Genomic DNA, 15988 nt, shown 5'->3' on the forward strand with positions numbered 1-15988 from the left:
CACACAGATGTGACCGAAGCCTGAAAAATGGCCCACGAATTCTTTCACGGGCAAGTACGTACCACACAGGGTTTACCCCGTTTCTTTAGACCAACCCAACGAGGTTCAACGAACCTCCCCGCCATGAGCCTCAGGATCAACGATTTTCACGGTTTTCGCATACGCTAGAGAAGTGAGATTTGCGCATTTGGGAGAAACAGAATCAGCCAATACCCGCTTGGCAGTTGTAGTAAACGACGAAGCGGCTTTTGTCGACGACCTCATTGCCGACGCCCCTCGAGATCTGCAGGAGCTCATCTCCCGCGGCCCAGAGGTGCGCAAAGCCCTGATCGCCGAGATCGGCACGGCCCTTGAGGCAGGCGCATCCACCCAGCCGGTTGCCGACCTGCACTTTGGCTCAGCGGTTCAGCGCCCGCCGATCATCCTCGCCGTTGGCCTCAACTACTCTGAGCACGCGAGCGAGCTCAGCCTCGACAACAACTCAGAGCCAGTACTCTTTGCGCTCTTCCCGAACTCCCTCACCGGCCATAAGCGCACGGTTGAGCTGCCAACCCGCCTCAGCGAAGAGGTCGACTACGAGGCAGAGCTCGGCGTCATCATCGGCACAGAGGCCAAGAACGTGTCGGTTGAGGATGCCCTCGACTACGTCTTTGGCTACACGGTTGTGAACGACATCACGGCCCGAAACCTGCAGTTCCAGGAACCCCAGTGGTGCCGCTGCAAATCGTTCGATGGTTTCACGCCGACGGGCCCGGTCGTTGTTACCTCCGACGAGATCCCCGACCCGCAGCAGACATGGATTCGCACGGTGGTAAACGGCGTCACGGTCCAGGATTCTTCGGCAAGCAACATGATCCGCTCGGTTGCCCAGCTCGTCTCGTCTCTCTCGCAAGAGACAACGCTGAAGCCGGGAACGCTCATTTCTACCGGCTCCCCCGGTGGCGCCGGCCGCTCGCGCAAGCCCCCGCTGTACCTTGGCGACGGAACCGTTGTGACGGTTTCGGTGGATGCCATCGGTGAGCTCACCTCGCACTGCGTCGCGATCTAGGCTCCACGCTCCTGCCCGGGGGACTCCCAGGCATGCAGTCATCGAGGGCGGAATATCCACCTGCATCTATTTGCGAGTTTCTGCGCAAAAATCCCGATTCGCGAACAGAAAGTCACAAATAGATGCAGGTCAGCACGCAAGAAGGCCCCTCTTGGAAGAGGGGCCTTCTCGGTTAGTGGCTACTGGTTGGCGCGGATGATCGCGATCGACGAGGTGGCCGGTGCCACGCCAGACAGGCGGTCGGGCTCAAAAATGCGCGTAACCTCTTCGCGTGTGAGCAGCCCGCTCTCGACCACGAGGTCTGCGACGTTTGCGTTGGCGGCAAGGGCCGTGTGCGCGAGCGTCGCGGCTTCCTGGTACCCGATGTACGGGGTCAGCGCGGTGATCACAACAACCGAGCGAGCAACCATGTCGGCGAGGCGATCCTCGTTGGCCGTGATGCCGTCGATGCAGTTGATACGCAGCGTGTAGCAGGCACGCTCAAGCCACGTGATCGACTGCAGCAGTGAATGGGCGATGATCGGCTCAAACGCGTTGAGCTGGAGCTGTCCGGCCTCTGCGGCCATGGTGACGGTAACATCCGCACCCACGATGGAGTACGCGACCTGACTGACGGCCTCTGGGATCACCGGGTTCACCTTGCCCGGCATGATGCTTGAGCCGGCCTGGCGTGGCGGAAGGTTAATCTCACCAAATCCTGCCTGTGGGCCGGACGAGAGGAGGCGGAGGTCGTTGCAAATCTTGCTGAGCTTGATGGCGCTGCGCTTGAGTGCGCCCGAGAACGTCACAAACGCTCCCGTGTCGCTCGTTGACTCCACAAGGTCGGATGCCGTCACCAGATTGAGGCCCGTGATCTCGTTGAGGTGGCGGAGCACGGTCTCTTTGTAGCCGAGTGGGGCAGTGATGCCCGTTCCGATGGCCGTTGCACCCATGTTGATCTCGCGCAGCAGCGCCTTTGCGTCGTCGAGGCGCTCGATGTCCTCAGCGATGGTGGTGGCAAAGCCGTGGAACTCTTGGCCGAGAGTCATGGGAACCGCGTCCTGCATCTGCGTGCGGCCGATCTTCAAAATCTGCGAGAACTCGACCGACTTTACGAGGAAGGAGTTGCGGAGCAGATCGATCTCGTCCGACAGGTTGCGAAGCGAAAACGCGAGCGCAATCTTGATCGCGGTTGGGTACGTGTCGTTGGTGCTCTGGCTGCGGTTGGTGTGGTCGATCGGGTTGAGGAAGGCGTAGTCTCCGCGGGGGTGGCCCGCGATCTCAAGCGCCCGGTTGGTGATGACCTCGTTGACGTTCATGTTGCTTGAGGTTCCCGCGCCTCCCTGCACAACGCCAACCACAAACTGGTCGTGCAGCATGCCGTTCTTGACATCCTCACAGGCCTGATCGATGAGGTTTGCTTTTTCTTGGCTGATGACGCCGATTTCGGCGTTGGCCCGTGCCGCAGCCTGCTTCACGCACGCGTAGGCGCGGATGAACTCGGGGTAGACCGAGATGGGGCGTTTTGCGATCGGAAAGTTCTCGTGGGCCCGCGCCGTGTGGATGCCCCAGTAGGCGTCGGCGGGAATCTCCATCGACCCGAGGGAGTCATGTTCTACACGAATGGCGGACGGCGAATTATTCATCACTTTTGGTGCTCCGGTTGTCTCAACGTTGAGTAGTTTATTGAGGTTGTTCCTCAGCAGCTAAGCCTAGCCCGTCGCCAATGCTTTTGCCCGGGAAAGCCCTGAAAACACGGGATAGTTCGCGCTCAAAACGGGGGCTTTCTCGTATCCAAGACCCAAAACCACACCGCTTCTGGTCGCCGCGTTGCAAAGGACAACATATGTGCATCCGTAAGGGTTCAATAGAATACAAAAATGCGCCCCTATACGATGACCGAACCACTGCACACGGAACGGCTCATGCTGCGCCTCATGAGGGCTGACGATCTGAATGACATTTATTCGTACCAGTCAGACCCAGACGCCTGCCGTTACCTGCCCTACGAGCCACGGAGCAGGGAGGCCGTTCGGCAAAATCTTGAGGTGCACTCCAAGCGCAACACTATTGCCGAGCCTGGCGACTACCTCAGGCTTGCCATCCAAAGCCGCCTGACAAGCAAGGTGCTTGGTGAGCTGTATTTTCGGCTCGACAGCACGGTCAACCGCTCTGCCGAGGTTGGCTGGGCGCTGCATCCAGAACAGCACGGCAAGGGATTCGCGGCCGAGGCCGCCAGCGCCCTGCTCGATTTTGCGTTTGACCGGGTTGGCATCCACCGCATCTTCGCGAAGCTCGACGTACGCAACTCGGCCTCTGCCGAACTGTGCACTCGATTAGGGATGCGAAGGGAGGCGCTGTTCATCGACGACGAGTTCGCAAAGGGCGAGTGGACGAGCACCGCCATCTACGCAGTGCTTGAGCGGGAGTGGGCCGCTCGCCAGTCATGACAAGGTGTTGTGCTCGTGTGCGCCCATGCCCGGATGCACGCGAACCCTGCCCCAGATTCGCGTGAGCCAAGGCCTGGATGCGCGGGGAAATCACTCAGTCTCGCAAGTGAGTTTGCAGGAGATGGCGTATTTTGCCTACGTCAGAGCAATGGTTGCACCTCGATATTGTGTGAGGTTCGGCCGGCAGGCGCTCAGGATGCGGGCGGAGCGAACGCGTTCAACATCGTCAAGATGAGTCCAGGCATGGAGGTGAGGCCCTCAACCGTGAGCGGCTCACGCAGGTGTCGAGACAGGGTCAGGTCAACAAGGCCGTGGAGCGTCGCCCAGAGCAGGCTCGTCAACTCACGAACGTCTCCGAGCACGAGGGTGCCGTCGCGCTGTCCCTGTTCAACAAGTTCGTAGAGGTAATTCACGCAGGCGGCGGCCGCCGCCTGCTGCGCCTCGCTGGGATTATTGATCTGAAAGTCGCCAAAAATCAGGCGATAGTGGGCTGGTCGTTCACAAGCGACCGCGACATACGCAAGGAATGCCCGGTAGACCGGCGTCCCGCCTGCGGCAGTATCCTCGGCGCCGAGGCGCATCTCTGCCTCGAATCGCAAGAGATTCTCGGCTGCAACGGCGCTGAGCAGGTCGTCTTTGTCGCGAAAATGCCGATACGGAGCGGTTCGGGAAACGCCAACCGCGGCACCAACCTGGCGAAGCGTGACGGAGTCAGGCCCTCGTTCGGTAAGCAAATTGCTCGCGGCGGCGAGCAGCAAATCGCGGGTTCCGACTGCCTGTTCCATAGGTGAAAGCCTAGCCATGTTGACAGCGTCAACCTGAGCTTGCTATGTTGACGTTGTCAACACGAGGCTCAGGGAGACTGCAGGTGGCGTCTTCCAGCCGCCACACGCTGGCCACCAGCCTCAGCCCTGACACCCACCCCTCGAGAGAAAGAATCACACATGCCCAGCCCATCAACCACGTCCATCACCATTGCGGATGCCCCAAGCATTGCGCGCGACTACATGGAGCTCTGGACAACAACCAACCCAACTCTCCGCAGCAGCCTCGCCACCAAGCTCCTGAGCGAACACACCACCCAGTTTGCGGCAGAAGACAATCTCGTTTTTCACGGCGCCGAGGCGATCGAGGCGACCATCACCAAGGTCAACACCGAGAACATCCAGCAGGCCGGTTTTGACTTTGTCTTTGACTCGGCTGTCGCCAACCAAAACTCAGTGCAGATTGAGTGGACGATTCTCAACGGGGAAGGCGCCCGCGTTGGGGCAGGCCGAGATTTCCTGCTCATGGCCGCCGACGGCACGATTGACTCGTTCTACATGTTCAAGCGCTAACCTACAGCCCGCGCGAATCGCGCCGAAACCCTCATCGAGGTCGCAATGGATGTCGCGTTTGCCGCTATTCGAAGCATTAATTGCGACCTCGATTCTGGCTCAGCCCGATTACAACACGACTCAAGCGCCAGCGAGCAGACTACTTCTCCCAGTCGGCCTCTACCGGCCGCGGCACACGCAGTACTCTGGCAGCCCAGACGGCGGCAAGGAGCAGCACCATCATGACAACGTAGGATGTCGTCCAGCCGCCAGTGACGTCGTGCAGCACACCAACAAGGAGCGGACCAAGCCCACCAAGGCAGTAGCCAACCGACTGTGCGAAGCCGCTGAGCGCAACCGCGCTTCTGTGGCTTCGGGTGCGTCGATTGACGAGCAGCAGGGCGACGGGAAAGAGGGTCGGGATGAGACCAAGCAGCACGACCCACACCCAGGTGGCGGTCGTTGGTAGCAGCCAGAGACCAGCGTATCCAATAAGACCGCAGATCACGCCAAAGTAAATGATCTTGCTCACCGAACCGAGTCGGGTAGCGATCATTGGTACAAGCAGGGCGGTTGGCATCCCCATGAAAGCGAAGACGCCCATGAGCGCACCAGCCTCGCCCGCGCTCAGGCCCGCCGTATCTATCAGCATTGACGGCAGCCACGAAAACATGAGATACGCGTTCATACTCGAAACGGAGAATACAATCGTGATGGCCCAGGCGACGGGCGAACGCCACATCTTGCCGAGCACGGCAGGCTCTGCCTCCTCAACGGCTGGGCCGTCGTCACTCAGCGCCTGGACGTGAGCGCGCCGCTGCTGCACCGCGATAATGACCCACGGCACGATTGCGATGAGGCCAAGCAACGCCCAAACCCCGCTTGAGGCGCGCCATCCGGCAGCCTCGGCAACGGGCACCGCCATGAAGGCCGGAACAAACGTGCCGATTGCCATGAGCGTGAGATACACCGATGTCATCACTGCGATGTGGTCGGGGAAGTGACGCTTGATGAGCGGCGGTAGCAAGACGTTGCCCATTCCGATTCCGCCAAAAACGAGGGCGCTGCCAAGAATGAGCACGCTGCTCTCCGGCGCAACCGTGCGCACCACGAGCCCAATCGCCTGCACAACAAGGGCAACAACCGTTGCCGTCTCAAGCGAGGTACGACGCACAAGCACGGGCGTGAAAACCCCGCAGAGCGCAAACAGGAGCGGTGGCATCATCCCAAGCACGGCAATGGCAGAAACGCTCAGCGCCATGTCTTGACCGATGAATACAAAGATTGGCGACATGGATGCCACTGCGCTGCGAAGGTTGGCTGACATCAGCAGGACGGCCACAAGCACGAGGATGCGACCGGCCCTCGACCCCGAAGGTGCCGCGAGAGTTGTCATCGGGTCGTCAACCCCAAGGTGACGCGCGCCGTGGAGACGTCGGCGTTCATCTGCTCGATCAGGGCGGGGAGCGAGTCAAAGGCAACCATGCCCCGCAGCCGTGCGACAAATTCTATTTCGACCACGCGGTCGTACAGGTCTATTGTTCGGTCGAGCACAAAGGCCTCAACCTGGCGCCGCAGCACGTCGTCGAACGTCGGATTTGTGCCAACGGAGATGGCTGCAGGAAGCCGCTCCCCCTCGGTGAGCAACCAACCGGCGTAGACGCCATCGGCCGGCACAAGGCCTTCGGAGTCAAAAGCAAGGTTTGCCGTCGGGAAACCGAGCTCGCGACCGCGCTTTGCACCGTGGACAACCTCGCCTCGAACGCTGTGCGGGCGGCCGAGCAAGCCGGCAGCTGTCTCAACATCGCCAACATCAAGCGCAGAACGAATCATGGTTGCGGAGACGCGTCCGCTTCCGGGAGCGGCAACAACGTCAGAGACAACATCAACGGTGAAGCCGAGGCGCTCACCGGCGGTTATCAGCGTTTGGGTATTCCCTGCGCCCTTGTGCCCGTATCGGAAATCGGCGCCAACGAGCACGTGCGAGACGTGCAGCGTGTCGCAGAGAATGTGCTGCACGAAGTTGTCGGCCGATTGCGAGGCAAGTTCGCGATCAAACGGCACCATGACGGTGGCGTCAACACCCTGTTCCGAAATCCGTTCAAGTTTTTGGGCCGGGCTCAAAAGCGCCTCTGGGCAGGCCTCGGGCGCAACAACGCTCAGGGGGTTGTTTTCAAAGGTGAAGACGACGGATGCGAGGCCCTTGTCTGCGGCAATCTGTTGCAACTGCTGCAGGATGCGCTGGTGCCCAAGGTGCACGGCGTCAAACTTGCCAACGGCTACTGCTGAGCGCGGAAAATCCGCGGGAATCTGAGAGAGATCAGTGTAGATATTCACGAGGAAACCGCCTCGGTTGTTCGCTGCGATTTCCGCTCGCGGGCAAGCCACCAAAGACCAAGAATTGGCAGGATCAGCGGCACAAATCCGTAGCCCCTGCCAAAGCCAGACCACACGGTATCGTGCGGGAATAGGTCGGACATCGTGAGGCTGAGCGTGCCAACCACGAGCACACCGATGAGCTCAAAAACGATGGCGGCGAAGGCCACCTTGCGCGCGCGTTCGCCAGACTTCGCCAGCGCGATTGCCGCGACGATATAGACAACACCGGCCACAGCAGAAAGCAGGTACGCGACGGGTGCATCGTCGAAACTCTTGATGATCTGGTAGACAGAACGGGCCGTGGCCGCGAGCGCCAAGATGGCGTAGATCAGCACCAATACGCGGCCAAAACCGCTTCCGCGCGTTGCGGGAGAATCACCACTTACCTCAGACATAACCACCCAAGTTTACCCAGAGAATCCTTAGAACAAATCGCCCTCGGTTAAACGACCTGAACTGTCCAAATTTGCAGCATCCTGAACACCATGATGCCAATCGAAAAACAGGTCACCGCGAGGATGAGCGTGCTCCACTTTGTGCGATCAGAAAGCGCCCAAAACACGGCAATGATAGGAATAACGAGGGCACAGATGAGGTAGAGCGCAAACTCGAGCCCGTCGCCGGTCGGCTTATTGCCAACAAAGGGCGCCACGATCGCGATGACTGCCTGCACGACGAGTAGCAGCTCGATGAGCACAACAGCCCCAAGGGTGTAGTCGTTTGGCCCCTTGCGCATCGTGAAGAAGGCAAGACACAGGAGCGTTGCGACCGCAGCGATTCCCATTTGGGCCCATGCGAACCATTCGATCATGACTGCACCACAGGGAAATTCACAACGACCTTCGTCTCAGATTTTTTGACCCGCACAAGCCCGATCAGTCGCCCGTCTGGGGCAAGGGCGGCCACGATAGGGGCGTCTGGCGTTGTGGGAAGCTTGACGCGTTTGCCCTGTTCGAGGGCGAGCGTCTGGTCGGCATCCAGCTGGGCGGTTGGGAAAAGATCGGCGGCAACATCGGCGGCGGGATGCAGCGCGCCAGCGTAATTCTCGGCGTCAAGCTGCACGGCGTCGCTCACGCGGAACGGACCGACCCTCGTGCGACGCAGCGCTGTAAGGTGCCCGCCAACGCCAAGATCGTCACCAAGGTCTCTGGCAAGCGCGCGAATGTAGGTTCCTGACGAGCACACAACGCGAACCTCAAGGTCAAGCGCTGCCAGACCGTCGTCGGTCGTTGCCTCCCGAATATCAGTCACCACAAACTCGCTGACCGTCACGGGGCGCGAGGGAAGCTCAACATCCTCTCCCGAGCGAACCCTGTCGTACGAGCGTTTGCCATCAACCTTGATGGCGCTGACCGAGCTGGGCCGCTGCAGGATGTCGCCGGTGAGCTTCGCGACTCCCTCACGGATGCGTTCGGCCGGGATGGCCCGCACCTGCGCCTCGGCAGCGGCAGCGATCCGGTCACCTTCGCGATCGTCAGTCACGGTTGACTGACCAAGGCGGATGGTCGCAACATACTCTTTGTCTGCACCAACCAAGAAGGTGAGCAGCCGCGTCGAACTGCCAACTCCAAGCACGAGGAGTCCCGTTGCCATCGGATCGAGTGTTCCGGCGTGGCCAACCTTGCGGGTCTGCAGCAGTTTGCGGCTTCTGGCAACGACGTCGTGACTGGTGAATCCGCCAGGCTTATCAACGAGCAGGATGCCGGTTGGAGCGATCTTCGGCTGCAGTGCTGCTTCGGCTGTTGGTGCTGGCGCGGCTTCGGCGGCTGGCTCGGCCGCGGCTGGCTCGGCCGCGGCTGGCTCGGCCGCGGCTGGCTCGGCTGCGGCTGGCTCGGCTGCGGCTGGCTCGGCTGCGGCTGGCTCGGCTGCGGCTGGCTCGGGTGTGGGCGCAGCGACCATGGCGCTCTCAGGGGATGACACGAACTTCTGTCCTAACAGTAATCGAGGTAGGCGCGGCGGGGTCGCAGTGGATCGGTCACGTCAACCGCCACGGTAGCGAGTCGTCCAGGGTTCACACGCTGCTGGTAGAGGCGGTCAGCCTCAGCGTTCCGCTCCTGCGACGCACGGAGTGCATCCGACGGCGGGGTATGCGTGTCGAGATTCCTTGATGACTGGGCCGCTTCGCCCTCAGCCACACTATCCGAAAAAAGCCATAGCGACTGGTTCCAGACCCCGCGTAGCGTTGAACGGTGCAGGAACGGGCCGTCAATGATGAGCACCGCGTCGGGTGGGCCGGTTATCCATTTTGGTTCGACCGGCTGATCTCTGCGCTTATCAAACGACTCGAGCTCGAAGCCCGTGCTGCCGCCAAGCTTGAACGGATCGATCAGCGTGCGGCGAAGCAGCGCCTCATCGTAGGCATAGGCAAGATAGCCCTCGGGGTTGTAACGGCCAAGCAGGTACCGCGTGGATGACGGAGCACAGAATCCGTCAAGGCTCGCGCGAAACACCGTGACTCCTCGCTGCTCAAAGACGGTCGCGAGGTCGTCGGCAAAGGCTTTGCGTGCCACATCGTGGGGGCCATCGACCGCAAGGATGGTGCGCCCCCTCGGATACACCGCCAAGAACCCGTCGGCGATCTCGGTAAGCACCGCTGTCTTTTCGCTCGACCACCCAAACATGCCACCAGTCTAAGCGGCGGCCACGCAATCTGTTCGCCCCAAAAGCCGCTCGATCAGTGCCTAAAACCGGATTATGGGGCGAACAGATGACCGACGCGAGGTTTCACCGACATCCCGTACCCTTGAACTCATGCAGTTGTGGACCAAGATCAACCCGTGGTTTGAGGCCAACGGGCGCGATCTGCCCTGGCGAGAGCCCGGATTTAGCGCGTGGGGAACGCTCGTGAGCGAGTTCATGCTGCAGCAGACCCAGGTGAGCCGCGTCATCCCAAAACTTGAGGATTTTCTGAACAAGTGGCCGACCCCGATCGACCTTGCGGAGTCGCCGGCTAGCGACGCCGTTCGGGCTTGGGACAGGCTCGGGTACCCGAGAAGAGCGCTCTGGCTGCACCGCGCAGCAACGACCATCGCCGAGCAACACAACGGAGTTGTGCCCCGCGACGTGGATGCGCTGCTCGCTCTGACCGGCGTTGGCGACTACACGGCGCGGGCCGTCGCCGTGTTTGCGTATGGCGACCGGCATCCGGTTGTGGATACCAATACGCGGCGCGTCATCGCGCGCGCCGTTCACGGAAGGGGCGAAGCCGCTCCCCCGCAGGCCACAACAGATCTTGCCGATATGGAAGCGCTCATGCCGGCAGAAGACGGTGCCGCCGCCGTCTTCAACGCTGGAATGATGGAGCTCGGCGCGATTGTCTGCACCGCCAAAAAGCCGCTCTGCGATGAGTGCCCGCTCGCCACGGTCTGTGCCTGGCGCGCGTCGGGTTATCCAGCATACGAGGGCAAAAAGCGAGCAACCCAAAAGCGCTTCGAGGGGTCTGACCGTCAGGTACGCGGCCTCATCATGGCGGCAGCGAGGGCGGCAGACACCGGCGTTACCGATACTGAGATCGTGGCGCTGTGGGCGGATGCCGAGCAGCGCGACAGGGCGCTCGCAAGCCTTATCCGCGATGGGTTGCTTGTGCCGCAGCGCTCGGCGCGCTACGTACTCGCAAGCTAGGAGCGGTGTTTGGGGCTAGCCCTGACTGTTGGTGTGGTCGACCTCGTCAAGCCCAAGTGACTGCAACAGCGCAAACATGGCGCCGAGCGAAAATGCCGTGAGCTCGTGGGGCAATACCTGCTGCTCACTCTCACTGACGTCGCCTGGTGCATCGGTTGCTCCGTTGGCGACCCGGGGAAGAAGCCGAACATACTCCCTCACGATTGTGATGACCTGCTCGCGCCAAGCCGGCACCCGAATACCGAAGAGTATTGCCTCGACCGCGAGGGCATAAGCCTGATCGAGCGAAAGCGGAATTTCCGCAGGAGCGTTGCCGCGTTCCGCGTCAGCCCCGCTGCTTGAGCCGGCGGCCGCGCGCGCAAGTTCCTCGGCAAGCGCGTCAAGTCCGTAGCGCGTTGCCTCAAGAAAGAGCTGCTCTTTTGAGTTGAACTGGGAATACACAGCGCCCTTAGTGAACCCAGCGGCAATGGCGATGTCTTCGAGCGAGACTCCGTTGAATCCCCGCTCGGAGAACAGGCGCGCTGCGGAGCGGATGAGCTGCTCTCGCGTGCTGAGCGTGGCCGTTCGGCTGCCGATCCACGCTGTGGCGTTGGCAAGGGCTTTTGCTGCAGAGAGCAGGCCTTTGGATACGGTTGCCTCTGCTTCGGCGCTAATTTGCCCGCCGAGCGAGCTGCCCAGCTTAGCGGCGGCCTCGGCGAGCGCGCGAGTTGCGTCGTGCAACTGCTCTTCCGCACCGTTGGGTTCCCGCTTTGGGCTCTTTTTCGCCATATAGACGACGATACCACGTTCAAATACCGAAGGGTATCCAACACTTTGCGTATCTGATACTGTTTGGTATTGAGATTCCGATTGGTATCTCAATACGGTATCCAAACCATCATCGCGGCAACCGTTTCCCCCTAATCACGGCCGAACGGCCACCACATACGAAAGGAGCAGCGGTGACAACGCCAATACTCGCCATCAGCTCGCTCAGCAAGAAATACCCTGGAAAACGCGGGACAACAGCCAATAAGAGCGTCGATTTGACGGTCCAGCCTGGCCGAGTCGTTGGGCTACTCGGACACAACGGCGCGGGAAAGACCACACTCGTCAACCAGGTTGTTGGCCTCCTCAAGCCAGATTCGGGCACCATCCACCTTGGCAACCTCGATGCCGTTGCGCACCCGTCTCGGGCGAGGGAACTCGTCTCGGTTCAAGCCCAGGCAAACGTGCCCATTACCGGGCTTAAGCCCCGCACAGCCATCGAGCTCGTAGGGCGCCTTCGGGGCGGCGAAAAAACGGCAGTTGCCATGCGCGCTCAAGAACTCATCGACGCTCTCGATCTCAATGAATGGGCCGATGTTCCCGCCGAGAAGATCTCGGGAGGCATCGCACGACTCACGGCATTCTGCATGGCGGCCGTAGTTCCGGGCAAGCTCGTGATCCTTGACGAACCAACCAACGATGTTGATCCGGTGCGGCGCCGACTGCTCTGGGGCGTCATCCGATCGATTGCGGATACGGGCGCAGGCATCCTGCTAGTCACACACAACGTTCGTGAAGCCGAGCGCGCGGTTGACGACCTGGTCGTCCTCGACAGCGGCGCGGTCATTGCCGCTGGAACCCCTGCAACCCTCACGGCACACATGCGAAACACCCTGCAACTTGACCTCGATTTTGCCACCCCACCGGCGCTGCCAGCAGGCCTGGGTCTGACGCAGCTCTCACAGACCCACGGCGTGGCTTCGATTCCAACAGAACGGGCAGCAGAAGCCGTCGCATGGGCCCACTCGTCTGTTGGGCGCGGCAAAATCGACAGATTCTCACTGACCGCCGCATCGCTCGAAGACCTCTACGTTGAGCTTGTTGGCCACACAGCAGACTCAGCAAACACACCCCCAGCAACTTCAGCCACAAAGGAGGCCGCCCGATGAGCACCCTCACGGCACACCACCAGCCCAACCCAAACGTTCCGAAACGGCCGGCCGCTTCAGCGCTCTCGGAGGGGGCGACAAAGACCAACGCGTTCCGCTCCTACCGGCTCATGCTCATCTGGCAGCTGCGCCGCCAATCGCAGTACCTGCCGCTGCTCATCGTTGTGCAGTCGGCGCTAGCCGTCGCAACCGTCATCGGCTACGGGATGCTCATCGGCGACGTTGCCCCCGCAGCGGCGCTGTTCCTTGCCACAGGCGCACCAACGATCACGCTTGTGTCCGTTGGGTTTGTTATGACCCCACAAATGATGTCCCAGTCAAAAACAGAGGGCAGCGCCGACTGGATGAACACCCTTCCGGTCCCCCGGCTGGTGTTTCTTGCCGCCGACCTCACCGTTTGGACGTTTATCGCGCTTCCTGGAGTTGTGCTCGCAATTGTTGCCGGCGTCTGGCGCTACGACCTTGAGCTTTCGGTTGCCTGGTGGATCGTGCCAGCTTCGCTGCTCATCTCACTTACGGCTGCATCCATCGGATACGCCATGGCTGCCCTGCTGCCGCCGATGGTCGCCATGCTGCTCACCCAGCTGCTTATCTTCATCCTGCTGCTGTTCTCACCCATCAGTTTCCCCGCGAGTAACCTGCCGGCCTGGCTGCAGACGGTACACGAGTGGCTGCCCATCCAGCCGATGGCCGACCTCATGCGGGCAGGCCTCGCCCAGGATGCCTTCTCAATCAGCACTGGCGCGGTTATCACGCTCATCGTCTGGTGCGCTGCCTCGGTTGCTGCGGCAGGGTGGGCGCTGTCCCGTCGACGCTAGCTCGCCGGCATCGTCAAAAGCCTTGCCGGATTGGCCACGAGGATGCGCTCGGTTGCCTCGGCCCCGAGCGCGTCCTCAAGCCTCGGTACAAAGCGACGCCCAACATAGTCGAGCCCAGGCAATCCACCGTAGGAACGGTAGCGTGATGCCCTCGCGACATCGCCGCCGAGCAGAAGCCGATCGGCCCCTGCTTGCGACACTACCCGCGCGAGGCAGTCAAGGATGGCCTCGTCCGGCGCCTCTCGGTGCCTGGCGGGGCCGTCATAGCCGAGATACAGCCCGGAGGCGATGAGGTCGGCGTGCAGACCGGCGTCAAGATTTCGATCCATGTGGGCAAGCACGATCCGCTCTCGCCGCACGCCGTATCTGTCAAGGATCTCGGCAACCTCGTGGGCCGCCGAGCCGTAGTCGAGATGCACCATAACGGGGGCACCCGTCGAAGAATGCGCCGCCCCGACCGCTTCAAGGACTCGTTGCTCGAACGGACCTATCTGCCAGTAGCGGATGCCAGCCTTGATCATTCCTGCACGCACGGGCCGAGTCTCGTCGCTCGTCATGCCAACAACAACATCCGCAGAAAAACGAGCCGTCAGCTCGGCCACGCTCAGGGAACGAATTGGATGGTCGTCTGCGTAGTGCCCGCTGTGGTGAGCCCCAGTAACGTGCACAATCTGCAGACCAGTTGCCGAGCTAATCCTGGCAACCGCGGCTGGGTTGCGTCCGAGCCCCAACGGCGTGGCCTCAATCATCGAGTCTGTCGCTGCCTCACGCAGCGATCCCGCCTCGGCAAGCGACTTGCTCTCGTCGTCAAGCTCGTCGCCAGGAAGCATGGGTGAGACCTGAAACAGGTGCTCGTGATAGTTCGTTCTGCCAAGCCTCGACGGGTCGATGTCGCCACGCACGGTTCGGATAACACCGCGCTGCGCTGACTGCGCATCCTCGTTCATCTCGATCAGTCCAGTTCGTTGAACCACGGCTCAAGCCGGCGGTAGGCGTCAAGGAAGCGAGGATACTCGCGCGAATACCGCTCGGTGTTCGCAGCTACCGGGGCATATTCTGTTGTGCGCGATGAGAGCGTGGCTGCGATCTCAAACGAGTCAAAAATTCCAACGCCGACACCACCAACAACGGCCGCACCGATGGAGTTTGCCTCGTCAACCAAATTGCGGCGGGCAACCGGCAGCCCCCAAACATCCGCAAAGATTTGGAGCAGCGCCGACGCATTCGCGGCCCCGCCAATAACGTCAATCTGGGTGGCCGTAGTCCCGCATTCCTCGAACGCAATCAGCCCCGTCTTCAGGTTGAACGCGATACCTTCAAGCACGGCCCTCGTGAGATGCCCGCGCTCGTGATGCCGCAACAAACCAACAAAGGCAGCTCGGGCCTTCGGATTCCAATAGGGCGAGCGCTCACCGAGCAGATGAGGAAGAAAATAGAGACCCTCTTCGGATGCCTTCAGCCGGTCCGCCGCCTCCAAAAGTTCGCTGTAGTCGGCCGCCGTGGCTGGCGAAAGCGTATCGACAATCCACTGCAACGAAGCGCCACCAGCCTGCATCGTCGCGGTTGGCACAAACATGTCTGGGATGACGTGGTTGAAGGTCATCGACCGCATCTGCGGGTCATACAGCGGCCGCGGCGCGGCAACGGAAACCCACGAGGACGAGCCGAGGCACGCGTAGGCTCCCGACGCGGCATCCGTGATTCCGGCTCCGAGCGCAGCCATCGGGCCGTCGCCACCGCCAATCACAACGGGGGTTCCTGCCCGCAAACCGGTCTCGCGAGCCGCCTGAGGCGTCACGGTGCCAATAACCGTCGTCGAAGCAACAATCTCGGGAAAAATACTGGCGTTCAGGCCGGATGCCTCGATGAGCTCCGGCGACCAGGATGCGCTGCGCTGATCGTAGGCGTTGGTGCCAGACGCGTCGGAGGGGTCCGTCGCCTGAACACCCGTGAGCCGATACGCAACATAGTCTTTTGCGAGCAACACCTTTTGCACCCGCGCAAAGGCGTCTGGGCTGGTATCGCGAAGCCACATTGTCTTGGCCAACGAATACGTCGGGTTCAGACGGTGCCCGGTGATCTGATATCCGCGGTCCATCCCAACGACATCGATCAGACGCTGCGTCTGCTCGGTTGCCCTGGTGTCGGCCCAAATAATGGATGGAAACACTGGCTCGCCGGCGGCGTCAAGTGCAACAACACCCATCATCTGACCGGAGAAGGAGACCACATCGATGTCGTCAGCAGAGCATCCCGAGCGTTCAAGCAGGTCGGCTGTTGCCGTGGCGAGGGCTGCCCACCAGGCGTGTGGGTCCTGCTCTGCTTTACCTCCTACGCCAAAGTCGGTGCCGTACGGTGCCGTCACGGCAGCCCGGAGCGTACCATCGTTGTCGACAAGCGTGGCCTTGTTCCCTGTTGTGCCAAGGTCGTGCGAGATGATCATTCGATTCCTTCTGTCGGA

At 61.2% G+C, this 15988-nt stretch carries 17 protein-coding genes; 6 read left to right on the plus strand and 11 right to left on the minus strand.

Annotated elements, in window-relative coordinates; translation table 11 throughout:
• Positions 1–172 precede the first annotated feature (172 nt).
• The gene (locus FHX76_RS07150) at positions 173–1048 is read left to right on the plus strand and encodes a fumarylacetoacetate hydrolase family protein (RefSeq protein ID WP_167149290.1); all 876 of its coding nucleotides are present in this window, start codon (positions 173–175) and stop codon (positions 1046–1048) included.
• Between the two features lie 179 nt (positions 1049–1227).
• Here the strand turns inward: FHX76_RS07150 and FHX76_RS07155 are convergent, their stop codons facing one another.
• The gene (locus FHX76_RS07155; RefSeq protein WP_167150415.1) at positions 1228–2673 is read right to left on the minus strand and encodes an aspartate ammonia-lyase; all 1446 of its coding nucleotides are present in this window, start codon (positions 2671–2673) and stop codon (positions 1228–1230) included.
• 249 nt (positions 2674–2922) lie between these two features.
• Here FHX76_RS07155 and FHX76_RS07160 point away from each other — a divergent pair, with 249 nt between their 5' ends.
• Positions 2923–3477: a GNAT family N-acetyltransferase gene (locus FHX76_RS07160; RefSeq protein WP_167149292.1), complete on the plus strand. Its 555-nt coding sequence runs from the start codon at positions 2923–2925 to the stop codon at positions 3475–3477.
• A 191-nt stretch (positions 3478–3668) separates the two neighbouring features.
• On the opposite strand, the gene FHX76_RS07165 is transcribed toward FHX76_RS07160, so the two are convergent.
• Positions 3669–4262 (minus strand): TetR/AcrR family transcriptional regulator, encoded by a 594-nt coding sequence (locus tag FHX76_RS07165; protein ID WP_167149294.1) that lies wholly within the window; start codon positions 4260–4262, stop codon positions 3669–3671.
• 159 nt (positions 4263–4421) lie between these two features.
• Between FHX76_RS07165 and FHX76_RS07170 the strand changes: the two genes are divergently transcribed.
• Complete coding sequence (locus FHX76_RS07170) at positions 4422–4814, plus strand: hypothetical protein (RefSeq protein WP_167149296.1); 393 nt, start codon at positions 4422–4424, stop codon at positions 4812–4814.
• Between the two features lie 139 nt (positions 4815–4953).
• On the opposite strand, the gene FHX76_RS07175 is transcribed toward FHX76_RS07170, so the two are convergent.
• From FHX76_RS07175 to FHX76_RS07200, 6 genes are all read right to left on the minus strand, one after another.
• A complete protein-coding gene (locus tag FHX76_RS07175) occupies positions 4954–6189 on the minus strand; it encodes an MFS transporter (protein WP_167149298.1) in 1236 nt (411 codons plus the stop codon).
• The gene (locus FHX76_RS07180) at positions 6186–7130 is read right to left on the minus strand and encodes a bifunctional riboflavin kinase/FAD synthetase (RefSeq protein WP_167149300.1); all 945 of its coding nucleotides are present in this window, start codon (positions 7128–7130) and stop codon (positions 6186–6188) included. Before FHX76_RS07180 ends, FHX76_RS07175 begins: the two co-directional genes overlap by 4 nt.
• Positions 7127–7567 (minus strand): hypothetical protein, encoded by a 441-nt coding sequence (locus FHX76_RS07185; RefSeq protein ID WP_167149302.1) that lies wholly within the window; start codon positions 7565–7567, stop codon positions 7127–7129. The genes FHX76_RS07180 and FHX76_RS07185 overlap by 4 nt, the downstream gene beginning before the upstream one ends.
• A gap of 47 nt (positions 7568–7614) precedes the next feature.
• On the minus strand, positions 7615–7983 hold the full coding sequence (locus FHX76_RS07190; RefSeq protein ID WP_167149304.1) for a hypothetical protein: 369 nt from the start codon (positions 7981–7983) through the stop codon (positions 7615–7617).
• Positions 7980–8888 carry a tRNA pseudouridine(55) synthase TruB gene (gene truB / locus FHX76_RS07195; RefSeq protein ID WP_341777918.1) on the minus strand — a complete coding sequence of 303 codons (909 nt, stop codon included), beginning with the start codon at positions 8886–8888 and terminating at the stop codon, positions 7980–7982. The genes FHX76_RS07190 and truB overlap by 4 nt, the downstream gene beginning before the upstream one ends.
• Positions 8889–9103: 215 nt before the next feature.
• Positions 9104–9793 carry a nucleoside/nucleotide kinase family protein gene (locus FHX76_RS07200; RefSeq protein ID WP_167149306.1) on the minus strand — a complete coding sequence of 230 codons (690 nt, stop codon included), beginning with the start codon at positions 9791–9793 and terminating at the stop codon, positions 9104–9106.
• A gap of 130 nt (positions 9794–9923) precedes the next feature.
• On the opposite strand from FHX76_RS07200, the gene FHX76_RS07205 reads away from it, so the two are divergent.
• Positions 9924–10793: an A/G-specific adenine glycosylase gene (locus FHX76_RS07205; protein ID WP_167149308.1), complete on the plus strand. Its 870-nt coding sequence runs from the start codon at positions 9924–9926 to the stop codon at positions 10791–10793.
• Between the two features lie 15 nt (positions 10794–10808).
• Here FHX76_RS07205 and FHX76_RS07210 read toward each other — a convergent pair whose 3' ends face one another.
• Entirely contained in the window at positions 10809–11561 is a 753-nt protein-coding gene (locus FHX76_RS07210) for a TetR/AcrR family transcriptional regulator (protein ID WP_167149310.1), read from the minus strand.
• A 173-nt stretch (positions 11562–11734) separates the two neighbouring features.
• Here FHX76_RS07210 and FHX76_RS07215 point away from each other — a divergent pair, with 173 nt between their 5' ends.
• Both FHX76_RS07215 and FHX76_RS07220 read left to right on the plus strand, forming a co-directional pair.
• Positions 11735–12709: an ATP-binding cassette domain-containing protein gene (locus FHX76_RS07215; RefSeq protein WP_167149312.1), complete on the plus strand. Its 975-nt coding sequence runs from the start codon at positions 11735–11737 to the stop codon at positions 12707–12709.
• A complete protein-coding gene (locus FHX76_RS07220) occupies positions 12706–13527 on the plus strand; it encodes an ABC transporter permease (RefSeq protein ID WP_167149314.1) in 822 nt (273 codons plus the stop codon). The genes FHX76_RS07215 and FHX76_RS07220 overlap by 4 nt, the downstream gene beginning before the upstream one ends.
• Here FHX76_RS07220 and FHX76_RS07225 read toward each other — a convergent pair.
• Positions 13524–14501 (minus strand): phosphotriesterase family protein, encoded by a 978-nt coding sequence (locus FHX76_RS07225; RefSeq protein ID WP_341777884.1) that lies wholly within the window; start codon positions 14499–14501, stop codon positions 13524–13526. The genes FHX76_RS07220 and FHX76_RS07225 overlap by 4 nt on opposite strands.
• Positions 14480–15970 (minus strand): xylulokinase, encoded by a 1491-nt coding sequence (gene xylB / locus FHX76_RS07230; protein ID WP_167149316.1) that lies wholly within the window; start codon positions 15968–15970, stop codon positions 14480–14482. Before xylB ends, FHX76_RS07225 begins: the two co-directional genes overlap by 22 nt.
• Positions 15971–15988: the final 18 nt, after the last annotated feature.

The organism is Lysinibacter cavernae (genome assembly GCF_011758565.1).
Taxonomy (GTDB): domain Bacteria; phylum Actinomycetota; class Actinomycetes; order Actinomycetales; family Microbacteriaceae; genus Lysinibacter; species Lysinibacter cavernae.

What these genes read in the sequence shown, in the direction of transcription:
- FHX76_RS07155 (WP_167150415.1), bottom strand. Translation starts at nt 2,673, where the DNA reads ATGAATAATTCGCCGTCCGCCATTCGTGTAGAACATGACTCCCTCGGG.
- FHX76_RS07160 (WP_167149292.1), top strand. Translation starts at nt 2,923, where the DNA reads ATGACCGAACCACTGCACACGGAACGGCTCATGCTGCGCCTCATGAGG.
- FHX76_RS07165 (WP_167149294.1), bottom strand. Translation starts at nt 4,262, where the DNA reads ATGGAACAGGCAGTCGGAACCCGCGATTTGCTGCTCGCCGCCGCGAGC.
- FHX76_RS07170 (WP_167149296.1), top strand. Translation starts at nt 4,422, where the DNA reads ATGCCCAGCCCATCAACCACGTCCATCACCATTGCGGATGCCCCAAGC.
- FHX76_RS07175 (WP_167149298.1), bottom strand. Translation starts at nt 6,189, where the DNA reads ATGACAACTCTCGCGGCACCTTCGGGGTCGAGGGCCGGTCGCATCCTC.
- FHX76_RS07185 (WP_167149302.1), bottom strand. Translation starts at nt 7,567, where the DNA reads ATGTCTGAGGTAAGTGGTGATTCTCCCGCAACGCGCGGAAGCGGTTTT.
- FHX76_RS07190 (WP_167149304.1), bottom strand. Translation starts at nt 7,983, where the DNA reads ATGATCGAATGGTTCGCATGGGCCCAAATGGGAATCGCTGCGGTCGCA.
- FHX76_RS07200 (WP_167149306.1), bottom strand. Translation starts at nt 9,793, where the DNA reads ATGTTTGGGTGGTCGAGCGAAAAGACAGCGGTGCTTACCGAGATCGCC.
- FHX76_RS07205 (WP_167149308.1), top strand. Translation starts at nt 9,924, where the DNA reads ATGCAGTTGTGGACCAAGATCAACCCGTGGTTTGAGGCCAACGGGCGC.
- FHX76_RS07210 (WP_167149310.1), bottom strand. Translation starts at nt 11,561, where the DNA reads ATGGCGAAAAAGAGCCCAAAGCGGGAACCCAACGGTGCGGAAGAGCAG.
- FHX76_RS07220 (WP_167149314.1), top strand. Translation starts at nt 12,706, where the DNA reads ATGAGCACCCTCACGGCACACCACCAGCCCAACCCAAACGTTCCGAAA.
- xylB (WP_167149316.1), bottom strand. Translation starts at nt 15,970, where the DNA reads ATGATCATCTCGCACGACCTTGGCACAACAGGGAACAAGGCCACGCTT.